This window comes from Paenibacillus oralis, from assembly GCF_003863965.1.
In the GTDB taxonomy this organism is placed as follows: Bacteria; Bacillota; Bacilli; order Paenibacillales; family Paenibacillaceae; genus Fontibacillus; species Fontibacillus oralis.
The window spans coordinates 1,171,246-1,187,395 of record NZ_RRCN01000001.1 but is presented as its reverse complement, the minus strand read 5'-3'; the positions used below and the strand labels follow the sequence as shown (position 1 = coordinate 1,187,395).

Below are 16,150 nucleotides of genomic sequence, written 5' to 3'. Positions count from 1 at the left end.
TTACAAGTAGAGCACCCGGAAGTGGCAAACAGCCGCAACGGATATTACAGCAGGAACTGGGAAACCCGACACGGGGTGATTCCGGATCTGCAAGTGCCGCGGGATCGCCAAGGCGACTTTCAGACGGAACTGTTCGCGCCCTACCAGCGGCGGGAAGCTTGGCTAGAGGACACGGTCATTCACATGTACAAGGGCGGGATGAGCACAAGAGACATCGCCGCCTTCATTGAAAAAATGTTTGGCGCCCAGTACTCGCCGACGACCGTGAGCAACATCACGAGCACGGTGCTGGAAGACGTTGCGGCCTGGCAGGCTCGACCGCTGGCCAAGCGTTATGCGGTCATCTATCTGGACGGGATGTACGTGAAGCTCAAGCGTCAGTCCGTCGCCAGCGAAGTCATTTATATTGCCATGGGTGTCGATGAGGCCGGACACCGTGAGATCCTTAGCTTCAGCCTTGGCGGCAAAGAAAGCGCCAACGGGTGGAGGGATGTCCTGCGAGACCTCTACAAACGTGGCGTGCACGAGGTGCTGCTGGGCGTATTCGATGGCTTAGCGGGACTGGAGGAGGCCTTCCGGGAAACGTATCCGCAGGCCGGCGTCCAGCGTTGCGTCACTCATAAAATGCGCAATACGCTACCGAAAATCCGTGATAAGGACAAAGCGGATTTCGTGACGGACATGAAGACGATTTACAGTGCCATGGATCGCGATGTCGCCATGGCCAATTTCGACCTCGTGCAAGCCAAGTGGGGCAAGATCTATCCGAAGGAGCTCGCGTCGTGGGAGAACGAGTTACCGGTCCTCCTTCGCTTTTACGATTTCCCAACGATGATCCACTATGCCATTTACACCTCGAACCCCATCGAGCGAACAAACAAGGAAATCCGCAAGCGGCTGCGGCCCATGAACAGTTTGACGAACATGGATGCAGCGGAGAAAATTATTTATCTAGAGGCCCTCTCCTATAACGAACGCTGGAGCAGCCGGGTGTTGCGTGGATTCGCGGATGCAAAAACCCAGCAAGCGCTCAAAAAAATGTTTGACGAAAAATATCCCCAGGCCTGAGCCGATGCAGTCGCGTTAGCCAGGTGTGGCACACAAAGCATAGATAACAAGGACACTTTGACAACTGGAAATAAAAAGGAAATTTTTCAGGGGGGATCCCCCCTGAAGCTTGAAAACCAATGATATCCATTGCCCCAATGGATACCCTACTTCGAACCCTAAAAGATAATTACACAAAACTCTTGACGCTACCGCGAAAGGCCGCCTTTCGACCTGTTCATCAAAAAATAAGACCCTAAAGTTCCGCTATTGGTGATAAATAGGCTCAAATTGGAAAATAAGACCCTAAAGTTCCGCTATTTTATGGGGACGATACTGAGCACAAGACTAATATAAAACAAAGTGATCCATGGCCCCCGTCCGTAGATAAGCCATATGATTTCCGGATCATTCTACTAGCAAAAGCCGGGCGCACCGCAAAGCAGTGCGTACCGGCTTTTTATTAGTGCGTGTTGAAAAAGTTAGGTTATCAGGACCGAAGCGTATGCTTACGATGTGCGTTTTTTCAAAACGCTTTAGGTCGGATGAAGCTAGAGACGTAAGGAGCGGAGCGTACGTTTTGGGTACGTGAGCAACAGAAATGTTTCCGTAGGAAACATGCTTCGGAAGCATATGCTTGGCTCGGCTGAATTCAAGATTCGACGTGAATCCGCTTCATGATCCACTTCGTTCTGGGAAGATGACTTTTTGAACTACCTCTATATTTAAGCTGCGGACCTGAAAGGCTTTAGGTGCAGCCCCTTTTTCTTCGTGTTTTCCACAGGCGGTTTTATGAACGCCGCGATGACGACCGCGGCCAGGCAGAGCAGGCCGATGACGATGAACGCCGGCTTGAAGCCGCCCAGCATCACGGCGATGAACGAGCCGGATAGCGCGCCGATGCCGAAGCCTTGATAGATGAGGCCGTAATTTTTGCTGTGGTTGGCCAGGCCGAAGAAGTCGCCGACGATCGCCGGAAAGATCGTGATATTGCCGCCGAAGCAAAAGGCGATAGCCGCCACGCAGGCGAAGAACAGACCGTAATTCAGCTCAGCGAAGCTCAGGGTGAACACCGCCGCCGCCGTTACCGCCAGCGCTCCGCCGATCAGGCCCAGCCGGCTTATCTTATCGGACAGCGCGCCCAGCACCAGCCTGCCCGACGTGTTGAACAAAGCGATCAACGCGACCGCGTTGGCCGCGGCGGCCTCGTTAAGCCCGGCAAGCTGAATGCCGATGTCCTTCACGATGCCGATCAGATAAAGCCCGCTCATACAGGCGGTAAAAAAGATCGCGAACAGCATGTAGGCCTCTTTCGTACGCAGCATTTCACCCACGGTGTAATTGCGCGGCTCCATACCTGCGGCCTTGTCCGCGCCGTACGAGCGCGATTCGGCTGCCGGGACGGCGGGCGAATGCTGCGCCTCGCGCACCAGCAAAGCGCCGGTGGCAATCAGCGCCATGACGATCAAACCCCAATAAAGAAAAGCTCCGGAAACGCCGGCAGTTTCAAGCAAAGCGCCGTTGACATACTTGAACAGCAGGCTGCCCGTGCCGTAAGCCCCGACGGAAACGCCGGAGATGAGACCTTTGCGGCCGGGGAACCATTTCAGCAGATTGGACAGTGAGGTGATATAAGCCGTTCCATCCGCAAAGCCAACCACCACGCCGGCGAGCAGGTACAGCATCGGAAGGGAACTTGCCTGCGAGCTTAACATCAGGCCGAGCCCCAACAAAATGCCTGCCGCCATCGTCAGCCTGCGCAGACCGAAGCGGTCCTGCAGCTTGCCCGCAAACAATGTGGCCAAGGCGAGCGCGAAACTTGTGATGGAGAAGGTTGTGGAAACGGAGCCAAGATCCCACCCGAATTTGTTCGCCAATGGCTGGTTAAACAGACTCCAGGTATAGATGGTGCCGAGACCCATCTGCATAATAATGGTGCCCAATACGATCGGCCACCGCTTTCCGGATTTGCCGTTCATCGCCATTCCTTCTTTCTCTCTCGATTCCGCAAGAGCTCTCTGCACCCTTATTGTAAACGAATACGCGCAGCGCTTGACGGGAACGGGAACGAAATGACGCGAATACGGAATGAATTGCGGCTACAGACGCATGAGCTGCCGGAATTCCTTCGCTTTACCGCGGCTGACCGGCACTTCAAAGTCCAGATCGCGCAGCCGCAGCAAATAGGTATTGTTGAACCACGGAATAATTTCCTTGATTTTGCCGAGATTAACGATGTAGGAGCGGTGACAGCGAAAAAAATGCTCTTGCGGCAGACGTGCCTGGAAGTCGCTGATGCTGAGCGCCATCGTGTATTCCCCGCTCTTCGTCATCACGCTGGTGCTCTTCTCCCGGGCGGCCGCATAATAAATGTCGTCGATTTCCACGACAATAATTTTTTCGTTTTTCCACAGATTGATCTTGCCGAAGGCGCCGCTTCCTTCTCCCGTGCCTCCGCTTCGCGCTGTGTGGGCCGCCTCCAATTTGCCCAGCATATTCTGAATCCGCGACTCGCTGTAAGGCTTGAGAATATAATCAAAGGCCTCTAGTTCGAACGCATCCGCGGCATGCTCCTTGTACGCCGTAGTGAACACGATAAAAGGTCTGGCGGAAAATTTGCTGATCGTCTGAGCCAACAGCAAGCCGTCAATCGAGGGAATATTGATATCCAGAAACAGTACATCAACCTCCCGGTTTTGCAAGAACTTCAACGCCTCCAGCCCGTCCTCGAAACAGGCTTCGACCGCAATCGCGCTGTAGCGCTCGATCAAGTAAGCCAACTCCCGGCGGGCCAGTTCTTCATCTTCGATGATGATCGCTTTCATCGATAACGTAAAGGATACTTGAGATTTTAGTCATAAGAGGAATTTACGCCTCACTGACAAGCTATATTCCTTTACTTCCTCCCTTCAAAATATTGAAGTGCGGCCGTAAAAACAAAGGGAACCGGGACAAGAAGAAGCATCACTTCAAATGTAAAGAATGCGGGTATAGCTCAAGTGATGATCGAGTTGCCGCCATGAACCTTCAGCGTATTGGAATGAAGTACATCACTGAAGGGATTGTATAAGGTATACCTATACAATTGGGCAGATGTCAACCTGCCTATAGTAAGGCCATGTTAAGGAGAAGACTTTTTGCCGCATGCACTTCCGGGCAGTTACAAGCTCGTGACTTTAGTCATGAGTAATTGATGAGATCTCCTTCTTGAGGTTAAAATAGATCGCCGTTCCTTTGTCCAGCCTATGAATTTCCAAGCCTTCCCCGTAGATCAGCTTTACCCGGCGGTGCACATTGTAGAGCCCGATCCGGTTCTCTTCCATGGAGCCTTCGTATACCTTCCGTATCGTCTCCGGCCCGATGCCGGCGCCCGTGTCGACAATGCCGATACGCACGGTGTCTCCGCGGTCTTTGACCGATATCGTGACCGTACCCTTGCCTTTTCCCTTCAAGATTCCGTGGACGATCGCATTCTCCACCAGCGGCTGGATGATCAGACTCGGAATTCGCACCTGCGTATCGTCGATATCGTAGCGCACCTCCAGCCGGCTGCCGAAACGGGCCTGCTCGATCTCCACATACTGCCGCACCTGCTGCAGTTCCTTGCTGAGATCGATCATCTCGTCCGTCAGCTCCAGATTGTAGCGCAAGTATCCGGACAAATTGACGATCAGTTCGCGCGCCTTTTCCGGGTCGATCCGGATGGAGGAAGCGATCGCGTTGAGCGCGTTGAACAGGAAATGCGGGTGAATGCGCGTCTGCAGCGCCTTGAGCTCGGCCTTGTTGGCCATCTGCTTAAGATCCTCAATGCGCGATACCTCCATCAGCGTGGAGATCATCTGCGACAGCCCAACCGCCATCGCCTGCAGCGAGTAGGTGATTTTATGCGCCTTGGCGTAATAAATTTTCAGCGCTCCTGTCACGTCCCCCTTTTCCTTGAGCGGAATAATGATCTGCGACTTGATCCGGGGGTCGATATGGGCGGCCTCGTTATTGCGAATCGTAATTTCCCCGCTGGCCAGCGAAATCTTCGTCTCATCGCTTACAATTTCATGCCGCTTCGCATAATGTTCCTCGCCCAAGCCCACGTAAGCGAGAATATACCGGGTATCGGTGAGCGCCACGGCGTCCGCGGCGATTTCGGCCTGGATGATGCGGCAGATCGTCCGCAGCGATTCGGGCGTGATGGAGCGAAAATAAGGCAGCGTCTTGTTGGCGATATCGAGCGCCAGCTTGGCCTGCCGGGCGGCGATCCGCTCCTTCTCCCCTTCCACGCTCTGCACCAGCATCACGATCAATCCTACGCAGACCTGGCTGGCAATCATCGGCAGGGCGATCTGCGAAACGATGTTCAGCCCCAGCGAATACGGCTCTGCCATCCAGAGGATCAGCAGCATCGTCAGCGCTTCACAGCCCATGCCGGCGGCGATGCCGACCACCCATTTCCGCTTCGCTGGCGTGCGGATGTATATGATGCTCGACACGGCGCCCGCGATAATGCTCGTTATGAGGCAGGGCAGCGAGGTCACCCCGCCGATGTCGATCAAGAAGCGGTGCGCGCCCGACAGGAGCCCGGTGATCAGGCCGACCGCCGGACCGAAGAGTATGCCTCCCGCCATAATGGCGATAATCCGCACATTGACCAGCGAGCCTTCAACATGGATGCCGCTGTAGGTTCCGAAGATGGCGAACAGGCTGAAAATGGCCGTTGCCAGCGCCAGCTCCTGACGGCTGTATTCTTTCTTCTGAAAAAGCTCCTTGAAGCGGGGCAGGCGGGTCAGCACGAACAAACACATTTGCAGCAGCGCCGCCCGCTCGAGCAACTGCAGCAAAATAAATAAAGTGTGTTGCATTATTCATCCCTCCACCCGGAATCGGGAAGATCCTATTTTTACACTATCAAGGATATGCGCGATATTTCGTGATGTATATCACATTTATAACCGCGTTTTCTTGATCTCGATCATGGTATGATATAATGATAAATGCCATTCTTACGTGTGTAACCACCGATTGCAAGTGGAGGTAAGCTATGAAAGAAACCGTATGGGAACAATCTTTGAACGATCACCGGAATAGCCGGCAAGATAACATTATGGAAGCTGCGCTGCAGCTTTTTTTGGAGAAGGATATTACTCAGATCACGATGAAAGAAATCGGTGCCCGGGCCGGAATCAGCCGCGTTACTTTATATAAGTACTATAATTCTCTGCACGAAATTGCCTTTGATGTCCACTGCAAGGTACTGTCCGAGCTGCATCGCAATCATCTTCAGCAGATTGACAAAGGGGGGGACGGAGCTCATAAATTGCAGTTGTATTTTGCATCTTTTGCAGAGATTTTGCATACTAATCCCGATATTTTTAGATTTACGGCCTTCTTTGATCTTCTCTTTCGCGAGTATCATCCTGCGCCGGAGCAAGAGGCGAAATATAAGGAGCTGTTGAAAAAAGGGCAGCTATTGATGACCAGCATTCTTGAGGAAGGCGCGCGTGACGGCTCGATGCGCAGTGACCTTTCCATCCCGATGACCGCTGAAATGATCCAATTTTCATTAATGAACATGGCGCAGAAAATTGCGATCCGCGGCAAAATGTTAAAAATGATGCGGGGCACCGAACCCGACGCCGTGATGGCCGAATTATTCGGGATGATTAAAGAATATACGGCGCCGCGTGACTAAAAAACGAACCATAGCGATAAACCGCGACTCTGATGTTTCATCAGAGCATCGCGGATTTTTTTGTGGGAAAAAAATGGCAGAAAAAATATCTGGACAAGAAAACGCTGACATGGTATTTTTGAATCAGCATTAACACAGTGTAAATACAGATAAACAGTGTGTTAACGCCGCGATCGCGAGCTTTTATAAAGAGAAATTGCTTTTGGGTATGGATTGGAGGATATCGTATGAAAGCCGTTATGGTGATGTTTGATTCATTGAATCGGCATATGCTGCCTGCTTATGGATGCGATTGGGTGCAGGCTCCCAACTTTGAGAGGCTTGCGGAGCGTTCCGTCACATTTGACAGATGTTATGCCGGAAGCTTGCCCTGCGTACCGGCCAGAAGAGAGCTTCATACCGGCAGGTATAATTTCTTGCACCGGAGTTGGGGACCGCTTGAACCTTTCGATGATTCCATGCCGGAGCTGCTCAAGAACAACGGAGTGTACACCCATCTGGTTACGGACCACACCCATTATTTCGAAGATGGAGGGGCAACTTACCATGCCCGGTACAATACATGGGAATTCGTTAGAGGGCAAGAAGGCGACCACTGGAAAGGGCAGGTGAAGGACCCCGTTATCCCGGAAAGTGTAAACGGTGCCAAGATGGGCGATTTATGGCGGCAGGACTGGGTTAACCGCCAGTACATGGATACCGAATCCAAACACCCGCTGGCCCGGACGTTCCGCCAAGGGCTGGAATTCATTGAGAGCAACAAAGACGAAGACCGGTGGTTTTTGCAGCTCGAAGCGTTTGATCCGCATGAACCGTTTTTTACACCCGATAAGTACAAGGATTTTTATCCCCATGCCTATGAAGGCCGGCATTTCGACTGGCCGGATTACGGTAAAGTGACGGAACAACCAGAGGAAGTCCGGCACGTTATCTATGAATACGCTTCCCTGGTAACGATGTGCGATGCCTATTTGGGAAAGGTGCTTGATGCGTTCGATAGGTACAATTTATGGGAAGATACCCTGCTGATCGTCAACACCGATCATGGGTTCCTGTTGGGGGAAAAACAATGGTGGGGGAAAAACGTCCAGCCTTTTTACAACGAGATTGTTCATCTTCCGCTGTTTGTTTGGGATCCGCGCCATAAGAAACGAAATGTGCGGACGGACGCGCTCGTGCAAACCATCGATCTCGCGCCTACGCTGTTGGATTTTTTTGATGTAAAAATCCCGGAGAAGATGCAAGGGCAGCCGCTTGGACCGGTCATAGGAGCCGGCGCCGAAATCCGCGAAGCCGCTTTATTCGGCATACACGGCGGGCATGTCAATGTGACCGATGGCCGTTATTTTTATATGCGGGCTCCGATCCATCCGGACAATGCGCCATTGTACGAATACACTTTGATGCCTGCTCATATGCACAAGCTGTTTGGCGTGGAGGAGTTGCAAACCATGGAACTTGCGGAGCCGCTTCCCTTTACGAAAGGATGCAAGGTGCTGCAGATAGAGGCTTCCACTGTATTTAACCCTTTTTTATATGGGCATATGTTGTTTGATTTGGAAAAGGACCCCAGCCAACAAACCAATCTGCAGGATGATGCGCTTGAGGTGCAGTTGAGCAATCTTATGATCCGCTTAATGAAGGAGTCGGATGCGCCGGCTGAACAATTCGCCCGCTTGGGTTTTGGGGAAGGCGAAGAGATCACGGGGGAGAAGCTTAAACGGCAAGCGAAAGAGCGGGAGCAGTGGTTCCGGATTGACTTGGGCATAGGAGAGACGTGGACACCGGAAGCGGCCATGGCTTACTTGGCGATGTTCAGGCCAGTCCCTCTTGCTAGACGGTCTTTCGTGAAAGAAAGCTTCATCCATTATCTCAAGCAAGAGCAAATTAAAGATATCACAGAGCAGCACATGATCCTGTTTACGGAGCAATTCGGTCCGCTTGGAAAATCCATGCAAAGGGCCGTTCGGATGTTCGCCAAACAGTCAAATTGAGATGAGGAGCAAAATATATGGACTTTAACGGTAAGATTCCGGTCAAAGATATGACGTTATATTCTTTCGGCGCGTTTGGGTACATGCTGCTGTTTATGACCATGACGACGTACCTGATGTATTTTTATACCGATGTGATGGGAATCGGCGCCGCGGCCGCGGGCACGATCTTTTTGATCGCCCGTTTGATCGACGCCGTGTTTGGTCCCGTTATAGGCTCGCTTTCCGACAAGACTCGTTCGAAACACGGCAGGTACAGAGCCTATGTTTTATGGACGATGTTTCCGGTAGCGATAACGGCCGTATTAACCTTTACGGTTCCTGATTTTCTGGAAGGCACCCAACTTGTCGTCTACGCGGCCGTCGCCTATATCCTGTTCGATTTGGCTTATTCGGCGGGCAACATTCCTTATTTGAGCATGGGCGGATCCATGACGTTTGATCCGGACTCCCGCACTCATCTGCTCTCGACCAAAACGTTTGTCAGTAAAATATCGCAAGTGCTGGCCACCACCTTCACGTTGCCGATCGTTCATCTGTTTGTAACGCCAAAGGCGGGCTTCTTCTATACGGCCGTGATCTATGCAGCCATCGCTTTGATTTCCATTTACATCGCGTTCAGAAGCACGGTGCGGTATGCTCATGTGGAAACGGCCAAAAAGGAGGAGAAACATCGTTTAACGCTTAAAGAGCAAGTCATCGGCATGGTCAAAAACAATCAATTGTTATGCATTGCCGCCTCATTTCTGATTATTTCGATCATGTCCGCGGTGTCCAATCCGGCTTCCATTTACTACATGAGATACAATGTAGGGCAAGCGCAATTGATTTCCAGCTTGATGTTTACCGGCACGATCGCCGCGATTCTCGCCGTTCCGCTGGTGAGTTTATTGGCCAAGAAACTGGAGAAGAAGACGTTCGTCATTGCGGGTTTCTTAATGAGCGGACTGGCTTCGGCCTTGCTGTACTTTGTCCCTTACGACAACATTGTTCTTATCTTTGCCCTGAAGTTTTTATATGGATTAGGCACCGGATTCGCCATGATTCTGATCTTTTCGATGATCGCCGACAGCGTAGATTACGGGGAATGGAGAACCGGAAGACGTTTGCAAGGTTTGTCCTTTGCTGTATCCGTTTTCTTTCAAAAAACGGGGATGGCGCTCGGGGGATGGCTGTTGGGGCTTGGCCTGGCCTTTATAGGTTATGTGCCCGATCAGGCCCAATCGGCCATGTCGCAGCAAGGTATACTTTGGCTCAACTCCTGGATACCGGCCATCATCTTCGCGCTGGGGATTTTGATTATGCTGCCTTATAACATCACGAAAAAGAAACTGATCGAGTTCCGGGCCGAAATCGACAATCGTCCAGCGAAATAAGATACACGCTCGGATTTAACACAAGGAGTGATAATTTTGGTAAACCTTAGAGAGAAACCATACGATTTGAATGATGAAGATATCGCTTGGGTGACGGAAACTATAGCGGGAATGTCCCTGGAGGAGAAAATCGGGCAATTGTTTTGTTTGATCGGCTACTCCAGCGATGAGCAATATTTGCAGGATATCGCGCTGCATTATAAGGCCGGCGGCCTGATGTGCCGCCCCATGGCCGCAAAAGAAACGGTGCGCGCGGTGCAAACGTTGCAGCGGCATGCCAAAATCCCGATGCTGATTGCCGCAAATCTGGAAAAAGGCGGCTCCGGCATTGTCGAGGAAGGCACCACGATCGGCTCGGTGATGCAGGTGGCTGCAACCGGCGACGACGAAATGGCTTATAAGCTCGGTGTGGTGTGCGGCCGGGAAGGATCGGCGGTAGGCTGCAACTGGTCGTTTGCACCGATCATCGACATCGATTACAACTTCCGCAATCCGATTACCAATACGCGCACATTTGGCTCCGATCCCGACCGCGTACGGCGGATGGGCATTCAGTATGTGAAAGGGGTGCAGGAAAACGGGGTTGCCGCTTCCATCAAGCATTTTCCCGGGGACGGCGTCGATGAGCGGGATCAGCATTTGGTCGAGAGCATCAACTCGTTGTCTTGCGAGGAATGGGACGCAACTTACGGCACTGTTTATAAAGCTTGTATCGATGCCGGGGCGATGACGGTGATGGTGGGGCATATTTTACAGCCAGCGTACAGCCGAAAATTGAATCCAACGCTGGCCGATAAAGATATACTGCCCGCCTCCCTGTCGTATGAACTGGTCACGAAACTGCTCAAGGAACAATTGGGCTTCAATGGCCTCGTCGTGACCGATGCCTCGACCATGGCCGGAATGATGATCTCCATGCCGAGGTCTCAAGCCGTTCCGCAGGCGATTGCCGCGGGGTGCGATATGTTTTTGTTCAGCCGCAGTCTGGAAGAGGATTTCGGTTATATGAAAAAAGGGATCGAGGACGGCGTAATCACCGAGCAGCGTCTCAACGAGGCGGTGACCCGTATCCTGGGCTTAAAAGCGGCGCTGCAATTGCATAAGAAGCAAGCGGCGGGCAGCCTTTCGCCGTCTTTGGAAGCGGCGATGAAGGTGCTTGGAGCCGAGGAACACCGGCAATGGGCCGTAGAATGCGCGGATAAAGCCGTCACGATCGTCAAAGAGGAAGATGGTGTTCTGCCGATTCATCCGGACAAATATAAGCGGGTCCTCTTCTACGACATTGAATCCCAGCAAGGCTATGCCTACTCGGCTCGCACAGGGGCCTGCGAGCAGTTCAAAGAACTGCTGATCCGGGAGGGTTTTGAGGTGGATACGTTCGAAGCCATTCCGGGAACGGAGGGGATGCTGACGTCGCAAAGCGCGGTTCTCGGCAAATACGATCTCATCGTCTATGTGGCCAACATGGTCACCAAGAGCAACCAGACGGTCGTCCGCATTGAGTGGAAGCAGCCGATGGGCGCCAACGTGCCGACGTTTATGACATCCATTCCAACAATTTTCATTTCCGTCGAAAATCCATACCATCTGTTGGATGCCCCGCGAGTCCGCACTTATATCAATGCCTATAATTCCAATGATCACGTCCTGCAGGCTGTCGTCGACAAACTGATGGGGCGGTCGGAATTCAAAGGAACCAGCCCGGTGGACGCCTTCTGCGGAATGTGGGATACGAGGCTGTAAGGCTGGACATTTCATGCAGGCATATCCAGGAATATGGAGGGATTGATTAGCGTGACTTATCAGGCGATTATCTTTGATTTGGACGGTGTAATCGTTTCGACCGATCATTATCATTATCTGGCGTGGGCGCAAATTGCCGAACAAGAGGGGATTGAGTTTAACGAGGCAATCAACCATCGGCTGCGTGGAGTTAGCCGCATAGAAAGCCTTGAGATCATCTTGGAAAAGGCCGTTAAAAATTATTCACAAGCAGAAAAACTCGAGCTTGCCGAGCGGAAAAACGAGATCTATCGGGGCTTGCTTGAGAAGTTATCCGGGAAGGATTTGCTGCCGGGGGTGGCCGAAACACTTCCCGTTCTTCGGGAGAAAGGTTGCAAGCTGGCGATCGGTTCGTCCAGCAAAAACGCTCCGCTCATTTTGCAGCGCGTCGGTCTGGAGGGGGTTTTTGATGCGGTAGCCGATGGGAACGAAATTGCTCGCAGCAAGCCGGATCCCGAGGTGTTTGTGCTGGCGGCCCGGATGCTCGGCGCAGAGCCTGCGGCATGCCTCGTAGTGGAGGATGCGGAGGCGGGAATTGTCGCGGCCAAACGCGGCAACATGAAAGCGGCGGCGGTTGGAGACGCAAGAAAATGTGCGGATGCCGATTATTCCTTGGCTTCCATACAAGAGATTTTAGCTCTGGTTTAAAGGGGCAGGGGCGGGGAGCCTGGTTCATAAGACGATGAAAAAGCGCGAGGGCAGGAGTGCATGAAGTGCATGAAGTGCATGATTCCTGTGATTCGCGCTTTTTTTAAATGTTCCCTGCCGTTTTTGATCTCAATCAAGGAAGCGAACTCATGCTAGTGATAAATTAACAATATCTAAATTAACGAGGAAAAGAGGAATGGACGATGACAAGCTTTACATTTGAGGATTTGCAGCGGATTGATCGCGTCCGTTTGGGAGACCAGGTGCCGCTGGAGTTGTTTCGGGCGATCCGCTTGATCGGCATGCAGCAGGGGCTGCCATTGGAAGGCAAAGGAACGACGGCATCAATCGGCCGCAAAATCGGCGAGAGCCTGCCGGTGGGGACGTTGGAGGAATTGCTGGAGTTGTTCGCCAAGCTGCAAATAGGGCTGCCCCGCGTTTTGCAGCGGGATGAGCGGCTGATCCGGATTGCGGTAGACGATTGTTTCTGCAAAGGGCTGCCTGTGATCGAAGAGAAAAAGGTATGCGACTTGGAAGGGGCGATTCTGGAAGGGGCGCTCGGCCGCATACTGAACTGCAAGGTGAGCGTCCGGGAGACCAAATGCAACGTATCGGGCGACGAGCACTGCGAATATGAGATCAGGATTTATGGATGAGGCGACAGGTGCTGCAGGCGACAGGGGTGAGCACCGGGATCGGGAGTAATTCCGCAAGCGCTCGCCCCTGTATCACCGTTTAGCAGGCCGGCAACGGTAACGGAATCATAGGCGTTTACAGCGCTCTTCAAAGGTTTCGCCGGAATCGACATGCCCCTGATTAATCGCTTCCCATAAGTACAGGGAAGCGATCGATCCGTAAGGGGACCATGGCGCGGCCACCTGCTGCAAATATTTGCGGTCGTCCCGGTCCTCCATGGCGTAAAGCCATTTGGCGGCCCGCTGCAAACCGGCATCGCCGAACGACACGATGTCTTCCCGGCCCAAGGCAAAGATCAGGAACATTTCCGCCGACCATTTGCCGATGCCTTTGACGGATACGAGCGCATCTGCGACGTCTTCATCGCTCATTTCCTCCAGCTTTTCCAGCCGGAGTTCGCCGGATAGAACTTTGCCGCATAAATCGCGGATATAAGCGACCTTGGAGGCGGAGAGTCCGGCGGTCCGCAGGTCGGCGTCCGATTGCGCCGAGAGAGCGGCCGGGGACAACTCCCCGGCAAGCTCGATGACCCGGCCGCGAATAGTCGCCGCCGCCTTGACGGAAATTTGCTGGCTGATGATGGAGCGGGCCAGCTCGGCAAAGAGAGGTCCCTGCGGTTTGGTTGCCAAGCCGCCGATCAGCGCCGTCAGGCGCCCCATCCGCGGGTCGGCGGCGGCCAGCGCCCGGACACGGGGGTCTTCAGAATGAAGCTGGAATTTGGGGGGATTCATCGTGATCGCTCTCCTTTTATTCGGCGGATTCTTCAAGCAAGGCAAAATACTCCTCCATCATCTCGTCGAGACGTAGCTGCAGCCCATCCCGCTCCTGCTGCAACGCGATTAAACGCGAAGCGTCGCAGGCCGTCTCCGGGTCGAGCATGGTGTTATCAATCGCCGCCAGTTCAGCTTCTGCGGTGGCAATATCGGCTTCCAGCTTGCGCAGGTAAGCCGGGTTTGCCCGGGGCTTGCGGACGGTTTTAGCCGCTCCCTCCGCAGATCCTCCCGCATGATCGGCGGCTTTGGTTACTGTCTGGCCCGCGGCGTCCGCATGGGCGGGAATGGCGGGGGTCATCCCCGCGGCCTGAACCGAAGCGGAAGCCCAACTCGTGCTTTCGAAGCGAACCCCCGCGGCGTCCGAGCTGCGGGACAATTCCTCCCGGTAATCCTCATAGTTGCCGAGAGTGACGCTCATGCGGCCGCCCTCCAGCGCCCAGATCTGGCCCGCTACTTTGTTGATAAAGTAGCGGTCATGCGAGACGACGAGCAGGGTGCCCGCATACTCTTCCAACGCTTCCTCCAACGCTTCGCGCGAGTCGATGTCCAGATGGTTGGTCGGCTCGTCGAGTACAAGCAAATTCGGCTTGCGGTGCATAAGCACGGCCAGCCGCAGCCGGGTCCATTCCCCGCCCGAGAGGCTGCGCACCTTCTTGAACACGTCGGCGCCGTAGAACAGGAACCGGGCCAGTTGATGGCGGGCCTCCCCGGTTTCGATGCCGATCTCGTCGCGGAAAAACTGCAGCACCGTTTCCTCGTGATCGGCCGGGGCCGACTGCTGGGCCAGATAACCGGCGTCGATCCGGGCGCCGAGACGGGCTTCCCCCTCCTCCGGCGGTTCGAGGCCGAGCACGTTTTTGAGCAAGGTGCTTTTGCCGGTCCCATTCGGTCCGATAAGGACCGCGGCTTCGCCGTACCGCAGCGTGTGCGTCAGCCCGGAATACAACCGCCGGACTCCCCGAACACAGCCGACCTCGCGCAGCACCACCGCGTCATTGCCGGACCGGTCGGCCTGCTGCAGCTGGAGGTCGATCTTTTTGCGCTCCAGGATTGGCCGTTTCAGCTTCACCATGCGGTCCAGCGCTTTTTGCATCGAAGCGGCGCGCCGGTGGAACGAAGGGTTCGGCGGATTGGAACGGTTGCCCCACTCGATCAGCTGCTTGATCGTTTCCTGCATTTTTTTGATCTTCTTCTGCTGTTCCTGATAGTCGGCAAATTGCTGAAGCAATCGGCGCTCTTTTTCCTCTTTGTACGTGCTATAGTTCCCATGGTAGGTGAAGGCTTCGCCATCCTCCAGCTCGATGATTTTATCCGCCACCGCATCGAGAAAATAACGGTCGTGGGAAATAATGACGACGGTTCCGGCAAAAGTCCGGATGTACGTTTCCAGCCATTCGATCGCGGCCATGTCCAGATGGTTCGTCGGTTCATCGAGAAGCAGCAAATCCGGCTGCTGCAGCAGAATGACCGCCAGCCCCACCTTGGTTTTCTCGCCGCCGGAGAGGGAAGAGAAGGGACGCGAAAACTGCTCCGCGGGAATTCCCAGTCCGCCGGCCACCCGGTCGATGGAGGCATCGATTTCATAGCCGCCTCCGCGTTCGAAGGACTCCTGCAGCTCGCCATATCGGCGGAGCAGGCCGTCCATGCTGCCTGCAGCCCCCGAATCAGCCCCGGCCGCGGACATCTCCGCCTCGAGCCGCTTCATTTCCGCCTGCATCAGGCGCAGCTCGGCAAAAGCCTCCAGCAGCACGCCGCGAACGGTTTCCCCATTCTGATAATCGGGAATCTGCGCCAGCGCGCCGATGCGGGCATTTTTGCGGATATGCAGCTGTCCGCGGTCGGGATGTTCTTTGCCCGTCAACAGCTTCATCAAGGTCGTTTTGCCCGTGCCGTTGCGGCCGATCAGGCCGACGGTCTCGCCCGTTTTGATTTCAAACGTAACATCGCTCAGCACCAGTTCGGCGCCGTAATATTTCTGTATATTTTGACATTGGATCATCATGGGTAAATTAATCTCCTTCGTCCCATGCCGTCCGCTGCCTTAAGCCCGGATTTCCAAAAAAAGAAGGCAGCAGGAAATCCTGCTGCCTTCGGTTCGCACGCTTGAACGTGAGGTTAAGGTAGGAGCGGCATTTCGCAATTTGGTATGGA

General features: G+C 53.7%; 12 protein-coding genes. 7 read left to right on the top strand and 5 right to left on the bottom strand.

The features are described from left to right. Window positions 1–1,068, top strand: a 1,068-nt coding sequence (locus EHV15_RS05670; protein WP_246061335.1) for an IS256 family transposase, incomplete at its 5' end; no start/stop codon positions are given. A gap of 704 nt (window positions 1,069–1,772) precedes the next feature. On the opposite strand, the gene EHV15_RS05665 is transcribed toward EHV15_RS05670, so the two are convergent. From EHV15_RS05665 to EHV15_RS05655, 3 genes are all read right to left on the bottom strand, one after another. Beyond that, window positions 1,773–3,026 carry an L-lactate MFS transporter gene (locus tag EHV15_RS05665; RefSeq protein WP_128630387.1) on the bottom strand — a complete coding sequence of 418 codons (1,254 nt, stop codon included), beginning with the start codon at window positions 3,024–3,026 and terminating at the stop codon, window positions 1,773–1,775. A gap of 120 nt (window positions 3,027–3,146) precedes the next feature. Beyond that, window positions 3,147–3,872: a LytR/AlgR family response regulator transcription factor gene (locus EHV15_RS05660; RefSeq protein ID WP_128630386.1), complete on the bottom strand. Its 726-nt coding sequence runs from the start codon at window positions 3,870–3,872 to the stop codon at window positions 3,147–3,149. 351 nt (window positions 3,873–4,223) lie between these two features. After that, the gene (locus EHV15_RS05655; RefSeq protein ID WP_178075775.1) at window positions 4,224–5,900 is read right to left on the bottom strand and encodes a sensor histidine kinase; all 1,677 of its coding nucleotides are present in this window, start codon (window positions 5,898–5,900) and stop codon (window positions 4,224–4,226) included. Between the two features lie 242 nt (window positions 5,901–6,142). Between EHV15_RS05655 and EHV15_RS05650 the strand changes: the two genes are divergently transcribed. The 6 genes from EHV15_RS05650 to EHV15_RS05625 all read left to right on the top strand — a co-directional run bounded on the left by EHV15_RS05650 (window position 6,143) and on the right by EHV15_RS05625 (window position 13,186). Then, window positions 6,143–6,730, top strand: a complete 588-nt coding sequence (locus EHV15_RS05650; RefSeq protein ID WP_178075774.1) for a TetR/AcrR family transcriptional regulator — start codon at window positions 6,143–6,145, stop codon at window positions 6,728–6,730. A gap of 227 nt (window positions 6,731–6,957) precedes the next feature. Continuing rightward, complete coding sequence (locus EHV15_RS05645; RefSeq protein WP_128630384.1) at window positions 6,958–8,724, top strand: sulfatase; 1,767 nt, start codon at window positions 6,958–6,960, stop codon at window positions 8,722–8,724. A 17-nt stretch (window positions 8,725–8,741) separates the two neighbouring features. Then, the gene (locus EHV15_RS05640) at window positions 8,742–10,100 is read left to right on the top strand and encodes an MFS transporter (RefSeq protein WP_128630383.1); all 1,359 of its coding nucleotides are present in this window, start codon (window positions 8,742–8,744) and stop codon (window positions 10,098–10,100) included. 27 nt (window positions 10,101–10,127) lie between these two features. After that, the gene (locus tag EHV15_RS05635; RefSeq protein WP_342773956.1) at window positions 10,128–11,843 is read left to right on the top strand and encodes a glycoside hydrolase family 3 protein; all 1,716 of its coding nucleotides are present in this window, start codon (window positions 10,128–10,130) and stop codon (window positions 11,841–11,843) included. Between the two features lie 51 nt (window positions 11,844–11,894). Continuing rightward, window positions 11,895–12,530, top strand: a complete 636-nt coding sequence (gene pgmB / locus EHV15_RS05630) for a beta-phosphoglucomutase (RefSeq protein WP_218571213.1) — start codon at window positions 11,895–11,897, stop codon at window positions 12,528–12,530. A 203-nt stretch (window positions 12,531–12,733) separates the two neighbouring features. Then, complete coding sequence (locus EHV15_RS05625) at window positions 12,734–13,186, top strand: V4R domain-containing protein (RefSeq protein ID WP_128630381.1); 453 nt, start codon at window positions 12,734–12,736, stop codon at window positions 13,184–13,186. Between the two features lie 105 nt (window positions 13,187–13,291). On the opposite strand, the gene EHV15_RS05620 is transcribed toward EHV15_RS05625, so the two are convergent. Next, the gene (locus EHV15_RS05620) at window positions 13,292–13,957 is read right to left on the bottom strand and encodes a DNA-3-methyladenine glycosylase family protein (protein ID WP_128630380.1); all 666 of its coding nucleotides are present in this window, start codon (window positions 13,955–13,957) and stop codon (window positions 13,292–13,294) included. Window positions 13,958–13,973: 16 nt separating this feature from the next. Then, on the bottom strand, window positions 13,974–16,001 hold the full coding sequence (gene abc-f, locus EHV15_RS05615; RefSeq protein WP_128630379.1) for a ribosomal protection-like ABC-F family protein: 2,028 nt from the start codon (window positions 15,999–16,001) through the stop codon (window positions 13,974–13,976). Window positions 16,002–16,150 lie beyond the last annotated feature (149 nt).